This window comes from Flavobacterium sp. FG19 (assembly GCF_057809475.1).
Genome location: NZ_JBMDKA010000004.1, coordinates 60,351 through 78,958 on the forward strand (window position 1 = coordinate 60,351; position 18,608 = coordinate 78,958).

Annotated in this window: 14 protein-coding genes; 10 read left to right on the top strand and 4 right to left on the bottom strand. The window is 34.3% G+C overall.

Translation table 11 applies throughout. From position 1 onward, the window contains the following. Positions 1 to 52 precede the first annotated feature (52 nt). Positions 53 to 772, top strand: a complete 720-nt coding sequence (locus ACODST_RS05630) for a toxin-antitoxin system YwqK family antitoxin (protein WP_488931138.1) — start codon at positions 53 to 55, stop codon at positions 770 to 772. Between the two features lie 116 nt (positions 773 to 888). Next, on the top strand, positions 889 to 1,446 hold the full coding sequence (locus tag ACODST_RS05635) for a DUF4956 domain-containing protein (RefSeq protein WP_488931139.1): 558 nt from the start codon (positions 889 to 891) through the stop codon (positions 1,444 to 1,446). On the opposite strand, the gene ACODST_RS05640 is transcribed toward ACODST_RS05635, so the two are convergent. Next, positions 1,443 to 3,320 (bottom strand): PEP/pyruvate-binding domain-containing protein, encoded by a 1,878-nt coding sequence (locus ACODST_RS05640; protein ID WP_488931140.1) that lies wholly within the window; start codon positions 3,318 to 3,320, stop codon positions 1,443 to 1,445. The genes ACODST_RS05635 and ACODST_RS05640 overlap by 4 nt on opposite strands. A gap of 145 nt (positions 3,321 to 3,465) precedes the next feature. Here ACODST_RS05640 and mnmA point away from each other — a divergent pair, with 145 nt between their 5' ends. From mnmA to ACODST_RS05660, 4 genes are read left to right on the top strand one after another with little or no spacing between them, the layout of a single operon-like run. Then, a complete protein-coding gene (gene mnmA, locus ACODST_RS05645; protein WP_488931141.1) occupies positions 3,466 to 4,653 on the top strand; it encodes a tRNA 2-thiouridine(34) synthase MnmA in 1,188 nt (395 codons plus the stop codon). 42 nt (positions 4,654 to 4,695) lie between these two features. After that, positions 4,696 to 6,300, top strand: a complete 1,605-nt coding sequence (locus ACODST_RS05650; protein WP_488931142.1) for a S8 family serine peptidase — start codon at positions 4,696 to 4,698, stop codon at positions 6,298 to 6,300. Between the two features lie 5 nt (positions 6,301 to 6,305). After that, complete coding sequence (locus tag ACODST_RS05655; protein WP_488931143.1) at positions 6,306 to 7,250, top strand: NAD(P)H-dependent flavin oxidoreductase; 945 nt, start codon at positions 6,306 to 6,308, stop codon at positions 7,248 to 7,250. Positions 7,251 to 7,270: 20 nt separating this feature from the next. After that, positions 7,271 to 7,681 (top strand): hypothetical protein, encoded by a 411-nt coding sequence (locus ACODST_RS05660; RefSeq protein WP_488931144.1) that lies wholly within the window; start codon positions 7,271 to 7,273, stop codon positions 7,679 to 7,681. Between the two features lie 93 nt (positions 7,682 to 7,774). Here the strand turns inward: ACODST_RS05660 and ACODST_RS05665 are convergent, their stop codons facing one another. Next, positions 7,775 to 8,215 (bottom strand): DUF4268 domain-containing protein, encoded by a 441-nt coding sequence (locus tag ACODST_RS05665; protein ID WP_488931145.1) that lies wholly within the window; start codon positions 8,213 to 8,215, stop codon positions 7,775 to 7,777. Positions 8,216 to 8,306: 91 nt separating this feature from the next. On the opposite strand from ACODST_RS05665, the gene ACODST_RS05670 reads away from it, so the two are divergent. Both ACODST_RS05670 and ACODST_RS05675 read left to right on the top strand, forming a co-directional pair. Continuing rightward, positions 8,307 to 8,957: an NUDIX hydrolase gene (locus ACODST_RS05670; protein ID WP_488931146.1), complete on the top strand. Its 651-nt coding sequence runs from the start codon at positions 8,307 to 8,309 to the stop codon at positions 8,955 to 8,957. A gap of 128 nt (positions 8,958 to 9,085) precedes the next feature. Beyond that, positions 9,086 to 9,895, top strand: coding sequence for a lysophospholipid acyltransferase family protein (locus tag ACODST_RS05675; protein WP_488931147.1), 810 nt, complete (start codon positions 9,086 to 9,088; stop codon positions 9,893 to 9,895). A gap of 90 nt (positions 9,896 to 9,985) precedes the next feature. On the opposite strand, the gene ACODST_RS05680 is transcribed toward ACODST_RS05675, so the two are convergent. Together ACODST_RS05680 and ACODST_RS05685 are read right to left on the bottom strand one after the other, a co-directional pair. Further along, the gene (locus ACODST_RS05680; RefSeq protein WP_488931148.1) at positions 9,986 to 10,618 is read right to left on the bottom strand and encodes a DUF8845 family protein; all 633 of its coding nucleotides are present in this window, start codon (positions 10,616 to 10,618) and stop codon (positions 9,986 to 9,988) included. 8 nt (positions 10,619 to 10,626) lie between these two features. After that, positions 10,627 to 11,121 carry an RNA polymerase sigma factor gene (locus tag ACODST_RS05685; protein ID WP_073409791.1) on the bottom strand — a complete coding sequence of 165 codons (495 nt, stop codon included), beginning with the start codon at positions 11,119 to 11,121 and terminating at the stop codon, positions 10,627 to 10,629. Positions 11,122 to 11,276: 155 nt separating this feature from the next. Here ACODST_RS05685 and ACODST_RS05690 point away from each other — a divergent pair, with 155 nt between their 5' ends. Together ACODST_RS05690 and ACODST_RS05695 are read left to right on the top strand one after the other, a co-directional pair. Next, a complete protein-coding gene (locus tag ACODST_RS05690; protein WP_488931149.1) occupies positions 11,277 to 14,051 on the top strand; it encodes a carboxypeptidase-like regulatory domain-containing protein in 2,775 nt (924 codons plus the stop codon). Position 14,052: 1 nt separating this feature from the next. Further along, positions 14,053 to 18,588 (top strand): TonB-dependent receptor plug domain-containing protein, encoded by a 4,536-nt coding sequence (locus tag ACODST_RS05695; RefSeq protein WP_488931150.1) that lies wholly within the window; start codon positions 14,053 to 14,055, stop codon positions 18,586 to 18,588. Positions 18,589 to 18,608 lie beyond the last annotated feature (20 nt).

The following is an 18,608-nucleotide window of genomic DNA, read 5'->3' on the forward strand; positions in this document are numbered from 1 at the left end:
CTGACATACTTTATGAAACTAATTTTCGTTTAAGTTAAAAATTAAAAACAATATGATTTTCAAAAGAATTATAATGGGACTGACATTGTTAAATGTGTGTCTTTTAAGTGCCCAGACCGAGTTTAATAAATTAGATGCCAATGGAAAAAAGGATGGTGTATGGAAAGGAATTTATGAAGAATCCAAACGTCCTCGTTACGAAGGGGCTTTCAGTCATGGTAAAGAAACCGGGATCTTTAAATTTTTTGATGATACTAAAAAAGGAGATGTAATCGCAACCCGTGATTTCACTGCAAATGACGGAAGTTCCTATACGATCTTTTATGATCAGAGCAAGAATGTGGTAAGTGAAGGAAAAGAAATTGGTAAAGTAAGAGAAGGAGAATGGAAATATTACCATAAAGCATCCAAAGTTTTGATGATTTCGGAGATCTATAAAAACGGAAAATTAAACGGAGCAAGAACCGTTTATTATCCTAATGCCAAAGTTGCCGAAGAAATGACTTATGTAAACGGATCAAAGGAAGGGATTTATAAAAAAACCGGGCAGAATGGAGTCCCGTTAGAAGAAACGACCTATAAAAATAATGAGTATAACGGAGATGCCGTTTTTTATGATTCAGATGGAGTGCCGGCTTCTAAGGGAAAATTTGTAAATGGAAAAAAAGCAGGAATGTGGCAGTTTTATACCAAAGGCAAATTGACCAAAGAGGTTAATATGAGTGATCCGAAAGCCAGTTATCAGGCCGATTCGAAGCCTAAAAATAAATAACTTTAATTTATATTCAGCTGTGGATTCACGAATTATTTTTGAGACAAATATTTGTGAATTCGTGGCTGATTTTTTTTCTAATTGTTTAAATTTGACGAGTCTAAAACTTTGATTCAATGGATTTAAACGAACTCATCGGGCGGTTTTTACTGCTGTTTTTATCGATTTTAGTTTTATATTTTTTTTCTAACAGAAGAGATAACGAAACCATAAATCCGCTGATGGTTATTGTTGGGCTGTGTACCTTTTCGCTTTGTTATTTGTTTACTAAAATTGAAATTGGTGTTGGAATAGGCTTTGGTTTGTTTGCCATTTTCTCCATTTTAAGATTCAGGACACAGTCTTTTACCGTTAATGCGATTATCTTTCTTTTTGCAACGATAACTCTTTCTATTCTGGATATTATGTATCCTTTTGAAAAAATAGAAATTCTCTTGTTTTTTCAGGTTATTATCATCGGATTTTATATTGCAGCCTCCATCATTGTGAACAGAAAAATTTCAAAATATCTGAATACCGTAAACGTAAAGATTCCTTTAATAAGCAGTTTTTCTCTGGAAAATGGAAACATACGGAAAGCAGTTCAGGAAAAAATAAACGTTCAGGATTTTGATTTTAAAATTGTTCTGATTAATACGGTTACAAATGAAATAGATCTTACCGTTTTTTATTAATCGTTAAAAGGCCGAACCTGTTTGATATACAAATCCCGGTTTCCGCCCACGATTTTAAATTCAATATCTACCGGATGAAACTGGTTTTTTCTCCAGTAACGGTACATTTTTTCTTCAATTTTTCTGCTGACATTAAATAGATTACTCATTTCTTTCCTGCTTAATAAAGGCTCGTTATTATTTAAATTTGAATTAGAAGTATAATCAACATCAAAATCGTCGTCATTGGTTCCGGAATTAAAGTGATAGGCCACAAACTGTTCGCAGATTTCGCCTTTTTCCGGTTTTACGACAGAATTTTCTCCCTTTTGAACATTTACGGTAATTCCGGGGAAATTTTCTCTAAAAAGATTTTTAGTAATGATCACACCATTTGCCAATTCATCAGGAAAAGAGCGATGCACTAAAACACCCATTGCGATATGCTGCTGATCGATGCCGAATAATTCTCTTTCGTTGAACGACGCTTCGTTCCAGACACTTGCCCAAACTTGTTTGATTGCTTTTTCGAAAGTTTTAATCGAATCTCCTAAAATTCCTGTTTTGGAATCATATAATCCAGCTCCGTTAAAATCATCTAAATCTTCGGCATTGGTTGAAGAACGAAACCTGAAATTCCTGAATTCAGCCTCTTTAAAAGCCAGGTTCAATTTTGAAATCAATTCAGGATTAATTGGCTCTTTTTTGATGGCATCTCTAATTTTTTTCAGTTGATTAGTAATCCAAACTGTCGAGTCCTTTTTAGGAAAAGCTAAAAGTGCCGTAATTAATGGAGCAATTGAAGTTTTCTGAATGTGCTGTGTATAAAAATAAAACGGAATAGCATGCGCATTTTCTGGAACTTTAAACGGAATTTCTTTTGAAATGGCAATCAGGTATGCCATATTCTGCGCTTTAGAACCAATGTAGTTTACGCCTTTTTTCGGAATTTTGGATAAATCGACTAAATCTGTTACGCTGCTGTCGATTGTTAACTTTTTCTTTTTAGAATTGGTTTTAAGAACAATTTTTTTATCTGTTTCCTTAATGAGAAAAGTGTCCACTTCGATTTTTAGTTCTACTTTTTTAGAAAGCAGTTTTTGGATATTCAAGTCTTTTAAAACCTCTGTATAAGCCATGATGGGAATCTTTCTGTTTTTGCCCAGCAGTACCAGATGACTCAGGGGAGTCTGCAGCTCATTGACTATAATTCCCCTGACATTTGGAAGTATGTCAGGTGTACCGTCCAGAACTACAATTTCATCGGAATTGGGTTTCACTTTATCAAGTTCCTTTATTGTATAGGCTCTTAAGATGCCGACAATATTCCCGGAAACGACTTCCTGATATTGTATTTCATTAAAAATATAATCTGATTTGACGCACGGAATTTTAAATTTTCCCAGACTTGACCATTCCATCTGATCAGGATTGTTCAGATAGAATTTTAGTTTTTCTCCAATAAAAGTGGAGTTTTTAACCAGATAAAAAAAACGCTCAATAAGTTCTATGGGCATCCGGTCTGATGCGGCCAGTTCAAAAATCCATTTATCCGTTCCTTTTATATGGTTCAGATTGCCCAGTAAAAAATCACGGTTTTTCTGAGTATTGCTGTAGTTTTCGTTGTTAAAGATTTCCAGATCGTGGTTATAGTACAAGTATTGCGTTACAAAATCATAATGCAGCGGAATTAAGGTGCTGTTAAAATAATACATTTTCTGTTTTCTTAAATCGTAAATCACTTTTACGGATTCAATATTGGAGAATTTATCAGACAACGGCTTTCCCCGGAATGCTTTGTATGCTTCATAATCAGCGAGTGTAGGAGCATGTTTCTGTGCATGTAAAGATGCCAGAATAAGAAAGAAAAATAAATTAAAAATGCATTTTTTCATGACCCTTACTAATTGGATATTAAAAGTAAGTATTTAAACCATAAGTTTTATCTACTAATGAATTATATAAACCAATTAAAACCCCTGCGATTTTCTAAAATATGATGTACCTTTGCACCCTTGTAAAAATATAAATGTTTTAAAAATGAAACGTGTAGTTGTTGGTCTTTCGGGAGGAGTAGATTCTAGTGTTGCCGCATATTTACTGCAGCAGCAGGGATACGAAGTTATCGGGCTTTTTATGAAAAATTGGCACGATGATTCGGTTACTATTTCAAACGAATGTCCGTGGTTAGAAGATAGTAATGATGCTTTATTAGTAGCCGAAAAACTGGGAATACCGTTTCAGACAGTGGATTTAAGCGAAGAATACAAAGAAAAAATCGTTGATTATATGTTCAACGAATACGAAAAAGGGAGAACACCAAATCCGGATGTGCTTTGTAACCGCGAAATCAAATTTGATGTTTTTATGAAAATCGCTTTAGGTTTAGGAGCTGACTATGTAGCGACCGGACACTATTGCCAAAAGAGCGAAACGGAAGTTGACGGAAAAACGGTTTACCAATTAATTGCCGGAAACGATGTTAATAAAGACCAGTCTTATTTTTTATGCCAGTTATCACAGGAGCAGTTATCAAAAGCGTTGTTCCCAATTGGTGCTTTAACCAAACCGGAAGTTCGCCAGATTGCGGCTGAAATGGAACTGGTAACAGCTGAAAAGAAAGATTCTCAGGGACTTTGTTTTATTGGGAAAGTACGTCTGCCGGAATTTTTACAGCAAAAACTACAGCCAAAAGAAGGTAAAATTGTTCAGATTGATAAAAATGATCCTATTTATCAGGTTGAAAAACCAGTGGGATTATCCCTGGAAGAAGAACTGAAAACAGAAGCTCAAAAACGCGAATATCTTCCTACTATGGGAAAAATAATGGGAAAACATCAGGGAGCCCATTATTTTACAAATGGTCAAAGAAAAGGACTGAATGTAGGCGGAACAACTGATCCGTTATTTGTGATTGCTACAGATGTGGATACTAATACTATTTATACCGGTTTAACGAGTAATCATCCGGGATTGTTTAAAAAAGCACTTTTTGTAGGGAATTCAGAAGTACACTGGATTCGTACCGATATGGCTTTGAAACCGGGAGAAAAAATGGAAGTAATGGCAAGAATACGTTACCGTCAGCCTTTACAGAAAGCAGTTTTGTATCAATTTGAAGACGGAATGTACGTTCGTTTTGAAGAAGCACAGTCAGCTATTACAGAAGGTCAGTTTGTGGCCTGGTATTTAGAAAATGAATTAGTTGGTTCGGGAGTAATTTCTTAGCTTTATACTTTTTATGAAGGTTTTCCTTTTAAAAGAGTATATATGAAGCACTACTTTACTTTTCTTTTATTACTATGTTCTGCTGCCGCATTTTCACAGGAAGATGCCTGGGTTTATTTTACTGGAAAACCTAATGCACAGGATTTTTTTGATAATCCGCTGCAGACACTTTCACAGCGATCTTTAGACCGTCGTACAGCACAGAATATTGCTTTAAGCAGTACGGATGCTCCATTAGAAACTACTTATGTCGATCAGATAAAAGCCAGCACCGGAATTACTGTAATGGCGCAGTCCAGATGGCTGAACGCACTTCACATTAGAGGGACGCAGGCTGCTATAACGGCTTTAAAATCACTTACATTTGTGGATAAAGTTGTTTTTGCTGACCGTACTTTGAATACGACTTCAAAAAAAGCACAGCAAAATAGCACTACACAGCTTAAAGATAAATTAGAAACAACAGTCGATTACAATTACGGGACTTCAGCGAGTCAGATTCAAATGCTGAACGGTCAGGTTTTACATCAGCAGAATTTTACAGGCTCCGGAAAAATTATAGCCGTTTTGGACGGTGGTTTTCCAGGCGTTAATACGGCAGAACCTTTTAAACGTCTGCGGGATAACAATCTGATTTTAGGCGGATATGATTATACGAACAGAAGCACTGATTTTTACACAGGAGATGATCATGGTACTTTAGTATTGTCTACTATGGGAGGTTACCAGGACAATGCTCTGGTAGGAACAGCTCCGGATGCGGCTTATTATTTGTTTATCACCGAAGTCAAACTGACCGAAAATCCTGTTGAAGAATCCTATTGGGTGGAAGCAGCAGAACAGGCAGATGCTTATGGCGTAGATATTATTACCTCTTCTTTAGGTTATTTTGAATTTGATAATCCCAATTACAGTCACACGTACAGTGATATGAACGGTACAACGAATTTTATTTCAAGAGGTGCTGAACTGGCTTTTAGTAAAGGAATATTGGTTTTGGCTTCTGCCGGAAACGAAGGAAATCAGGCTGAAAACCATATTGGGGCTCCTGCAGATGCTGTTTCTGTATTGGCTGTGGGTTCGGTAAGCTCTTCTAAAATAAGGGCAAGTTCAAGTTCTATAGGACCAAGTTTTGATAATCGTATTAAACCCGATGTGATGGCGCAGGGTGTTTCGGCAGTAGTGGCCACCACTTTAGGTACTATTGGTACGGCAAACGGAACTTCTTTTTCATGTCCGATTATGGCCGGAATGAGCGCGTGCTTATGGCAGGCTTTTCCTTCTAAAACCAATCAGGAAATCCGGGATATGATTATACAATCGGCAGACCGTTATACGGCTCCTGATACTAATTACGGATATGGAATTCCAAATTTTGGTTCCACTTTAAGTGTAGAAAGTTTTGATTCTTCTTCTGATTTTTCAGTTTATCCCAATCCGGCAAAAGTCAGTATTACTTTTTCATCTAATTATGAAACCGCTTTGATCACCATTTATTCCATTTTAGGACAAAAATTGATCGAAAAGCAGATTACCAATGAGAAAAACCCGGTTCTTTCGGTGGAAAGTTTAACGAACGGACTTTATTTTTATACTTTTGATTCTAACGGTCAGCGTAAAACCGGAAAAATAATAAAACAATACTAGTTGTAATGAACAGAATTACACAGCTTTTCAATATAAAATATCCAATAATCCAGGGAGGGATGATTTGGAACAGCGGTTATAAACTGGCAGCAGCCGTAAGCAATGCCGGAGGATTAGGTTTAATAGGTGCCGGATCGATGTATCCTGATGTTTTGAGGGAACATATTCAGAAATGTAAAAAAGCAACCGCTAAACCGTTTGGAGTTAATATTCCGATGTTATATCCCAACATTGAGGAAATAATGAATATAGTGGTCGAAGAAGGCGTGAAAATCGTTTTTACTTCGGCCGGAAATCCTAAAACCTGGACTTCCTTTTTAAAAGAGAAAGGGATTACGGTGGTACATGTAGTGAGCAGCAGTGTTTTTGCCTTAAAAGCGCAGGAAGCGGGTGTTGATGCTATTGTGGCTGAAGGTTTTGAAGCCGGCGGACATAATGGACGTGACGAAACCACTACTTTAACCCTGATCCCGATGGTGAAGGAAAAAGTGACCATTCCGCTTATTGCAGCAGGAGGAATTGCAACCGGACGCGGTATGCTGGCAGTGATGATTTTAGGTGCCGATGGTGTTCAGGTTGGGAGCCGTTTTGCAGCCTCGGTAGAGTCTTCGGCACATTCTGATTTTAAACAGACAATAGTGGACTTAAAAGAAGGAGATACCCAATTGACCTTAAAAGAACTGGCTCCGGTGCGTTTGGTGAAAAACAAATTTTACAATGATGTTCAGGATTTGTATACCAAATGTCCTTCAAAAGAAGAGCTTATTGAGCTTTTGGGAAGGGCAAGAGCGAAAAGAGGTATGTTTGAAGGTGATCTTGAAGAAGGAGAACTCGAAATTGGACAAATTGCCGGACTGATTCATGAAATTTTACCAGCCGGACAAATTGTTCAGGAAATGATGGCCGAATTTGTCACAGCAAGCAAAGAAAAGGCTACATTTGAGTTTTAATTACCTGCAAGAAATATTTTATGAATTCTATTCGTACCTATATAATTATATTGTTTTTGTTTTTTGGATTACAACAGGCTAAAAGTCAGTCTTACCATTTTAAAACATCCGGTTTCAGTGTCTTAAAAAAGACCGAAAGAGGAAAGTGGGGCGAATGGTCTAATCTGGATCTCGTTAATCTTTCTGTTGTTCTGGATACCGATAAACACAGAATAGTGGTGTATTCGCAGGAGATTCAACTGTACAATATTCTCGACTATATTGAACGGGAAGAGAACGATACCGATATTGTGTATTCGTTTATGTGTAAAGACAATGACGGAAAAGAATGTAAACTTTCGATCATCACCCGTAAAAAGCAGGACAATCGCAAACAGCTATATATTAATTACGATAACTATATTATTGTCTACAATATTTTTATGGTATAAAAAATAACAAACCCGGCATTTTTTCTAAAACTGTCGGGTTTGCTGTAAAAAAACTTAGGAGCAAAGCTTCTAAGAAGTTCAGAATCTTATTTATTAAGCGAAATCAATATCCTTGATAAATTCATCATACTCCAGATAGAACATTTCAAGGGCGTGCATGTTTTCATTAAAAAAATCAAAAATCGTATCCCAGTTATTGCGATTGCTGAAACCAACTCCTAATTTTTCAACCCAGATCCGGCTGATGGTTTTTCCACTTTCTAAAGTATAGTTTTTTTCAAATACCAGGTCTTTAATAAATTCTTCTTCAAGTATATTTTTTAAAGCTTCCAGTTTTTCAAAATAAGCATTGCGTTTTTCATCGCTTCGGTGTTCAATATCAATTAAAACCTGAGCTTTTTTATTGTCAACATAAAATTTAAAAGAGAAATCTTTGATTTTGGTATCATAAAGCACCCATTTTCGGGGATACTTTTCGGCAAAAGCAATCCAAAATTCCCTTTTTATTCTTTGTGATTCTTCTCTGCTGTACATTTTTAAGGCTTTGTTTTAGAAAACTTGTAGAACCGCATTTTCTAAAGTATATTTATAGTTCAAATTAAAAGTACAAAAATAAGCTTTGAATATGGATTTTCAAGATTTTTTGAAATTTGTTCCCAATATAATCCCGATTGAACTTCCGGCTGAATCGGCACATCTCAAAATGGCGCCCAAAGAACGTGTTCAGGCTTTAAAAGATTTGGATATTGCCTCCAGAAATCCGCGAATTGCCGCCGTCATGATGCTGTTGTATCCTAAAAATGAAAAAACACATCTGATTCTGATTGTTCGAAATGCATACAACGGCGTGCATTCTTCTCAGATTGCATTTCCGGGAGGGAAATATGAAACAGAGGATGTTGATTTTGAAAATACTGCTTTAAGAGAAACACATGAAGAAATAGGGATACTTCCTGAAAAAATAGAAATACTAAAACATTTCAGCCCAATGTATATTCCGCCCAGTAACTTTTTAGTTCATCCGTATTTAGGAATTGCCAGGGAGGAGCTTTCCTTTTATCCGGATGTGCGCGAAGTGGCTGATATTATAGAATTGCCGTTAGCTGTTTTTTTAGAAGATGAAATTAGGATCGAAGCCACATTATCAACTTCTTATGGGAATGATATACTGGTTCCGGCGTTTAGTATTCAAAATCATATCGTCTGGGGAGCAACAGCGATGATTTTGAGTGAATTGAGAGAAGTTTTAAAAACGGCTTTTGCAGAAAAATCGTAATAGGATAAAATTAACAATTTGATATTCATTGTAATAGTGATTTATTCAGGAAAAGGTATAAAGCTGTTGCTAAAAGAATAATTTTTGTATGTTTGCGACTTAACCAAAAAAACACAAAATTCAGCGTTATGGGATTGTTTAAACGAAATCCTTTCGGACATATATTATTCATCAAGAAATGGTTGATCCGTATTCTGGGCGCCATGACACACAGAAGATATAGGGGGTTTAATGAATTACAGATCGAAGGATCTGAAATTATTAAAACGCTTCCGGATACCAATGTTTTGTTTATATCGAACCATCAAACGTATTTTGCCGATGTTGTGGCGATGTTTCATGTGTTTAACGCAAGTTTAAGCGGACGTCAGGATACTATTAAGAACATTGGTTATTTATGGCAGCCCAAGATGAATATTTATTATGTGGCGGCCAAAGAAACCATGCAGGCCGGATTACTTCCCAGAATTTTAGCCTATGTGGGAGCGATTACCGTAGAAAGAACCTGGCGCTCAAAAGGAGTTGACGTAACCGAAAAAAGAGATGTAAACCCAAATGATACCGAAAATATCCGTATAGCACTTGAAGACGGCTGGGTGATTACTTTCCCACAGGGAACTACAAAGTCTTTTAAACCCGTTCGTAAAGGTACTGCCCATATTATCAAACAGCATAAACCTATTGTAATTCCCATCGTAATTGATGGTTTCCGTCGTTCTTTTGATAAAAAAGGACTTCGTATGAAAAAGAAAAACATTCTGCAGTCTTTTATAATCAAAGAACCTCTTGAAATCGATTACGAAAATGATTCTATTGAACAAATTGTAGAAAAAGTAGAATACGCTATAGAACAGCACCCGTCATTTTTAAAAGTTATTCCGGCTGAGGAAATTAAAGCACAGGAAGAACTCAATAAAATGAGACGCTGGGATTATTGATTATTTTAGATTTCTGATTTTAGATTTTGCTATTATTTTTCAAAAGAAACCTTAGCATCTTAGTATCTTAGAACCTTAGTGTCTTAAAAACTAAAAATCAATTTTCTTTAGTTCCTTATAATTTGCGTACAATCTTCTTAAAAGTGTTCCGTATAATAAGCGGTAGAAACACCAGAACAATCCAAAGAAACCTAGTATAACCAGAATCAGGATTCCAACAGTGGTAAGCATTGCTTTTCCGTTCAGCGCCAGTTTTTCTCTCAGGAAAGCCATATCAGGATTGTAAACAAAGGCAATAAAGAAACTTAAAATAGAGGTAATAACAATCATTCCTAAATTATACCAAACATAATACTGAACCGTTTTCCGGGTTCTTAAAATGGCACTCATTAAAGATTTTGTAGCGACTGTAGTCGAAATAGTAGTGTAATTTCTATAGAAGATGAATACGAAAATCAGTCCAACCAAATAATTCAGATAGGTAAGATATTCCAGTATCGCTACAATTTCCGGATGATTTATTTTTCGTAAAACATCGTCAGTATTAATAAACAGGTTAGAGAAAGTCCAAAACGAAATTTCCAGAATGCTGATAATCAAAATCCATTTTACGATAGAAGATGATTTTTTATGAATCATTCGGTAGATTTCTGTTTCAGAAATTTGTGCAAAAGAATCCGAGTTCTTTTTCCAGTCTTTTTTTAATAAATCCAGTTCTTTCATAATAATCTTTAAGGATTTAGTATTTTTTTAAGTTTCCCTTTAATTCTGTTCATTTTCACGCGTGCATTCACTTCGCTGATTCCTAAGGTTTCGGCTATTTCCTGATAATCTTTGTCTTCTAAATACATAAATACTAATGCTTTTTCGATGTCGTTAAGCTGGTACACGGCTTTGTACATCAATTTTATCTGTTCTTCCTCTTCATAATTGTAATCGACATCCCTTACGAAATGCTGATGACTTTCATAATCTACGGTAGATATAGTTCTTTTGGTTTTTCGGTATAGGGTAATGGCCGTGTTCAAAGCCACACGATACGTCCAGGTAGAGAATTTGCTGTCGCCCCTGAATTTTGGATATGCTTTCCAGAGCTGAATGGTAATTTCCTGAAACAAATCTTTATGAGCATCTTCACCATCAGTATATAACCGACAGATCTTGTGGATTATATTCTGATTGGCCTGCAATTGTGCTACAAATGACTGTTCTAAATTTTCGCTCATATCTGGATTAGTAGTAATGAAGCTGTTTTTGTTACAGCTTTAAAAATAAAAAAAATATACGAAATACAAATATTAGTACTATATCTTGTTTTTTTTTAATTGTTCCCAACCTTTTGCAAAAAATGGTTCTCTATAATAAAAAACAACCAGCCTGTATGAAAAAGCTATTACTCTTACTTCTTATAACCACAGCCAGTTTTTCGCAAAAAATCTATAAAGGTAATGTAAGTGAACAAGGAGCACCTGTTCCAGGTGTATCTGTATGTGTCGTAAATACTTCGAGATGTACCTTTACAGATTTTAATGGAAATTATTCGATTGAAGTTAAATATGGTGATAAACTCCGTATTAGCTATGTTGGAATGAAAACTCAAATCATAACAATTGGAGCTAATATGAAGTTGGAAAGTGATGGTAGTGTTGCTCCAATAATAAGTGATGATTATTTAGAAAATTTAAAAAAGCCAAAAGATTCTATAAAAGCGACTCAATCTTCGGGCGATTATTATTTTGATATTACTGATTATTTCTATAATCTCTACAAGCAGACCTTAATGAAAATCAGTCGTGATAATTCAGGTGTTTATAATGCTAAAACGTATCATCAATATTGGAAAGCTGCATTTCAGGTAAATCAGGAGTTTGTTTATTCAGTGCCAATACGTCTTCCTAAGTACCAAAATCAATTTGCACAAGGCAGAAGCCTAAATGGAAATTTGACTTATCAATCACCTCCAACTAATGAAATTTTCAGCTGGGGGCCAAATGTCAGCACTTTACAATATTCTGCCAATCCTTCAGAATATTATCCGCAGGGCGATATTATCACTAGAAATGCTACCAGTGGAAATCCATTGCAGCTTTTTAATTCCAATAACTTTTTTCAGAATACACAAAATAATAAACTGTCTTTTAGCGCACAAATTGAAAGTCCAAAAAGAAATATTCTTAAGATAGATTTTGGATATAAGACTGGAAATACTGTAATTCCAACGAGTCGAAATAATGAAATTACTACTTCTGTAAAGTATTCCAGAACGATTTCGTACAATAGTACAATAGATGCGATTTTGTCTTATAATGATTTTGAAAACAATTTCTCCAATTCAAATTTTGGAATAAATAAAGCCATTTTTGCTAATGCAGTTACTCCAATTCATTTTGATAATCACTTTGCTTCAACCTTATCAAATGGATTACAAAGAAGTTATTCGGTAAATGAAAACAATCCGTATTATTTGATTGAGAATAATTTAGACCCAAATAAAAGTAAAACGATTTCCTTCAATTTTAATCATATTTATTCCTATGATCATTATTCGAATACATTAAACACCAGCTTTCAATCGTCAGAAATTCAAAATAGAAACGGTCAGGGATTTTATTTTGCGATAATTAATGCGCCAAATTTTGACAAGAGATTTGAGAGATTTACAAGTTTTTCTGTTTCAGATGTTCTAAAACGCAATTTTGGATATATGAAATTTATAGAATCAAAAATTGATTTTAGATTGCAGCAAAGAGATTTAGACCGCACTTTTTATTCTGGTTTTTCGGTACCATCAGACATACCTGATAATGGATCAATTCAGGATAAAATGGATGTTTTGCAAAAAAGATTTGAAATTTTCTACAATGTAAATGGTTCATATTATTTTAGTAATGCTTTAGGATCGAATGAAGAATTTATACTAAAAGCAGGTTCCAATTTAAATTATTCCTCTACTGTAAATAATAATTTTTTGTTCAGCTATTCCGGTGCTGCCGAAATGAAAAGATTGTTCAACACCTCTTTGGGGTTTACAGCAAGCCACACTTTTACACAAACAGAACCATCATTGCAAAACAATAATCTGAATTTTAATTCTTTACAATATCAAGTAAATCAATTTAAAGAACTGAGAAATAATCTGGAGCTCATAACGCCAAAGAATGCAATTCCGACAAAAGAGAATATTACAAACTTAACATTATCATATAAACCCACTTATTTCTGGAATTTTTACATAGAGTATTATTATAAAAAGGTTCATGATATGTATGCGCCAGTTTCTAATTTGGGTTCTTTTACTTGGTCTCCAGATGTCAATTACAAGCAAAACGGACTTGAATTTGAAATTGAAAAGCAGACAGAACGAAACAGCGATTTTAGTTATGGTTTCAATTTGAATTTTACGTATTACAAAAACAAAGTAACAAGCTTAAATAATAATCAAACCCGAATTCCATTTGCAGGTTTTGCAGATGTCAGTAAAAACTATATTGTAGGGCAGCCGCTTGGAGTTCTTTTGGGAAGTGGCTATTTAAGAGATCAAAATCAAAATGTAATTGTTGATAATGAAGGTTTTCCAATGGTAGATCCGCAGCAAAAGATTTTAGGAGACCCAAACCCAGACTTTGTAGTTGGTTTCTTTAATTCATTTCGTTACAAAGATTTTAGTCTGAATCTTTCATTTGACTGGAGTAAAGGCGGAGAAGTCTGGAATGGAACGGAACAGACTTTAAATTATTATGGTAAATCACAATTAACAGGTAGTCAAAGAGGTGTTACAAATTATGTTTTTAACGGAGTTACACAATCGGGCGATATAAATACCAAAGCAGTTTCATTTTACGACAGCAATCTTCCGGTGGAACAAAACCGCTGGGTGCGTTATGGCGTTTCCGGCGTAGCCGAAGATGCTGTTGAGGATGCCAGTTATTTCAGGCTCAATTCCATCAGTTTAGCGTATACAAGTGATTATGGCATTTTTAGAAATAAACTAATGTTTACCATTTCTGTTTTTATGAATAATGTTTTTGTTGCAGCCAAAAGTAAAACGGCATTTAGTAACAATGCGATGTTTGGTTCTATAGATACCAGCGGTTTAGAATATTATAATTCGCCCATGATGAAAAGTTTCGGTTCTTCTTTAACTATAAAATTTTAAGATGATGAAAAATATACTCTCAATATTGTTTTTGCTGTTATTTACTACTATTACAGCTCAAAATATAGAAGCCGACTGGAACTCTGTTTACAAAAAATCTAATACCGAAAAAGTATATGTGCAGTTAAATAATGTATTGTACAATCTTGGTGAAACTGTATTTTTTAAAGCATTTGTTACCGAAAGTGATAATAAGCCTAGTACATTAAGTGCTTATTTATATGTTGATATTTTTCAAGGCAATAAAAAAATAATCAGCCAGAATTATGAAATAGAAAATGGCACCGCTGTATGTTCTTATAAAATTCCACACGATGCCGCTGCTGGTTTGTACAAGATAACAGCGTATACTAAAATTCAAAACCAGTTAGCTGAAAATATTTTCGAGAAAACCTTTTTTGTTCAAAAAGTAGTTTCTCCAAGAATTTTGGTGACTCTGGATTTTAAGAAAAAAGCGTACGGAAAAGGTGAAACCTGCGAAGCTGATTTTGTACTTAAAAATCTGGAAAATGAGCCAATTCGAAATTATGAATTTCGATACGATGTTTTTATTGCAGGCAAAAAAATCGATTCGCTGAAAGGAAAAACAGATGATTTAGGAAAAGCTGTCGTTCAGTTTAAATTACCGGAAAATTTAGATTCTAATGATGGAATTCTAAATGTAATGCTTGATTATGATAATTTTAAAGAATCGGTAACACGTTCAATACCAATTAATTTAAACTTCGTTGATTTACAGTTTTTAGCCGAAAGTGGGAATTTGATTCTAAATGAATCATCATCATTATATTTTATTGCTAAAAATGAATTTGGCCTTCCAATGGATGTTGCGGGATATATTGAAGATGAAAGCGGAAATAAAATCACAGATTTTAAAAGTATTCATGATGGAATGGGAAATGTAATCCTAAAAACAGAGGGAACTAAAAAATATTTTGCTGTTGTAACTTCTCCTTTTAAATCGAATGAAAAAATAACGCTACCAGCAGCAGAAGAAAATGTATTTGCAATAAATGCTAAAAAGAAAGCAGAAAAAGTTTCTTTGAATATTTACGCTCCATTGGAAATCGAAGGAAAAGTTTTGCTTAGAAATCTTGCCCAAATTTGTAAAACAATTAATCTGAATCTAAAAAAAGGATGGAATACTATTGAAGTCAGTACAAAAGATTTTCCTGTTGGAATTCATTCTTTTTCTTTATTGATAAAAGATAATGTTGTCGCAGAAAGATTGGTTTTTCTAAACTATCAAAACGGACTAAAAATCGAAAATAAAACCGATAAAGAAACGTATTTGCCCAGAGAAAAAGTAAATGTTTCAATTGTAACAAAAGATAAAAATAATATGCCTATTCCGTCAAGTTTATCTGTTTCTGTAGTCGATTCAAAATTACTCACATATATTGATGATAAACAGGATAATATTTTGTCCTGGCTGTTTCTTGGATTTGAATTAAAAGGTAAAATACATGAACCAAGATTTTATTTTGATGACAATAAAACTCAGGAAGTAAGAGAAGAAGCCATTGATTTGCTGTTGAATACACATGGCTGGAGAAAATACAATCAAGCGAATCTTCAAAATTTAATTTCAGAAATAAAAAATAGTATTCAACCAGAGCAAAATAAAGGGATAGCAGGTTTTGTTACTAATCATAGAAGAAGAGGAGTTTCGAAAAAAGTACTTCTTTTTTCAGATACTGGTAAAGTCTTCGAAACAAAAAGTAATTCAGGCGGTTATTTTGTGTTTAATAAAGTTCCTTTTTCAAGCTTTGCTTATTTGGTAGTTGAAGGAGGAAGCCATAAACAATATATGATAACGAATTCCTATACCAATAGTAATGAATTTTTGAAAATGAAGGATACGCTTAGAAATAGCATTCCTTTAGAAGTAAGTTTTAGACCGGCTGAAACAAAAGAAACAATAACAGAAAGTGGTCAAATTAGAGGAAATCCAATTTCTTTATCATCAGATTCGGCTAATTTATCAGAAGTGGTAGTTGTGGGGTACGGAACTAGTAACAAAAAAATGCTTTCTGGAGCTGTTGTAAAAATAAGCGCTGTAGATCTTACTAATTCTTTAAGCGGAAGAGCAGCAGGAGTTCAAATAACAGAATCTTCCGGACAGCCGGGATCTGCAGACAAAATTAGAATTAGGGGGCTAAGCTCAGTTTATGGAAGCAGAGCGGGAGGGCAGCCTTTAATTGTTGTAGATGGAATTCCTTATGTAAATAATGAAAATTCGTCCGTTTTTGGGAATTTATCGGTAAATTCAATAGAATCAGTTACAATTCTGAAAGATGCTTCGGCGGCAGCGATTTATGGATCTGCCGGAAGTTCTGGAGTAATATTGATTACGACGAAGGGTAGATTATCTCAAGGAAATATCCTTTTAGGAAAAAAATACAAGTACTATTTTCAGCAGATAAATAAAACTTCGGCTAAAGTGATAAGTGCAGCAGAAAGATTTTATGTGCCAAAATACCAATCAACAATTGTTGAAGAAAAAACAGATTTTAGAACTTGTATTTACTGGAATTCAATTATTCAGACAGATAAAAATGGTAAGGCTGATTTTGAGTTTTATACTTCAGATGATAATACTTCTTTTAAAATTCTTGCAGAAGGAACTTCGTATAAAGGTGATTTAGGTAAATCGGATGCTGTTTTTGCTGTAAAAGAGTTAATTCAAACCGATGTAAAAGTACCGCTTTATGCTTCGCAGGAAGATGTAATTTTAGTACCGCTTTGGCTGAAAAATAATTCAGACAAGGACTTAAACTTAACGTATAAAGTTAATTTTTATCAACAAAAGGATTTAGTCGAACAAACCGCGTCTGTGGGACTGAAAGCAAATGAAACAAAAAGTATTACGATTAAATTAATTGCGTCTCAAATTGGAACAAATATACCACTGGGAATTACCCTAACCGGAGACAATTATAAAATGACTATTAGAAAAACAATTGATGTCTATTCAAAAGGATTTCCGGTCAATATTGATATTTCGGGTGTAAAATCTCAAACTGCAGCGTTTGAAATTCAAGATTCATTTCCAGGATCTATTACCAGTGACTTTAAATTGTTTTATAATCCATTTTCTGCTATTTTCAGTTCTCTTGAAGGTATGATGCGTGAACCTCACGGATGTTTTGAACAGGTTTCTTCCTCAAATTATCCAAATATTATGGCGATGCAGTTGCTTAAGTTTAAAAACATGTCGCCAGAATTTAAGGAACGTGCCTTGAAGTATTTGGAAGCTGGGTATAAAAAACTTAAGAATTACGAGTCTAAAGGCGGTGGTTTTGAATGGTATGGCGGCAATCAGGGTAATGAAGCATTGACAGCCTATGGTTTATTGCAATTTCATGAAATGAAAGAGTTTGTTAATGTAGATCAGAAAATGATTGAGAGAACTATAGAATGGTTAAATTCCAGAAAAGATGATAAAGGCGGATTCAGTCAAAATCCGGGAAAATATGGATTCTCTGGAATAAAAAATACTGTTAATAACGCCTATATCGTGTATGTTTTATCTGAAATTGGAAAAATTGATATTGAAAAACAGTATCAAACGGCTTTGGCAGAAGCTTTAAAAAGCAAAGATTTATACCGAATGGAACTAGCTGCTTTAACCGCATTTAATTTGAATAAAATTCCGGAATACAAATCGCTTATGAGTCTGATAAAAACTGAAATGGATAAAAAAGTTTTTACTCATTTAGAAGCAGAGCAAACGGTTATTAATAGTTATGGGAAATCGATGAATATAGAAATCGCTTCCTTGTATGCTATTGCTTTATTGAAAGAAAAAGAAATTACAGAAGAAGTCACAAAAACTTTAAATTTTATTCAATCTTCCAGAACATCTTACGGATTTGGTTCGACGCAAGCGACTGCTTTGGCATTAAAAGCAACTACAGAATTTAATAAGCTTTATATTAATACAGTAGCCGTTAAAGAAGCGGTAATGAGTGTTAATGATGAATTGATTGATTTGTCTGTAAAAGATAAAAGTGGAAATGCAGCTTTAAATGATTTAAAAATAAAAGAAGGACAAAATAAGTTTGATATTCAAATTCAGGAAGACAATATGGTGCCTTATACTTTGCAGGTTCAGTACAACACGTACACACCAATTAATTCTAAAGAATGCAAATTGTCTTTAAAAACTAACGTTTTACAAAACAAAGTGAAAATAAGCGAAACGCTTCGAGTTCAAATTGAAGTTGAAAATAAAAGTGCAAAAGAAGTTTCGAATCCAATTGCAAGAATAGGAATTCCAGGCGGACTAACTCCGGAACCCTGGCAGCTTAAAGAATTGGTAGAAAAAAATATTGTAGATTATTATGAAATTTTTGGAAATGAATTAGTGTTTTATTTCAGAAAATTGAATGCCAAAGAAACCCGTAAAATTAATGTCGATTTTAAAGCTATTGTTCCCGGAAGTTATAAAGGAATCGCTTCGTCCGCTTATTTATACTATGAAAAGGAACATAAAAATTGGAATAAAGGTGTGGAAATTGAGGTTTTGCCTTGATAATGCATAAATAGATTATC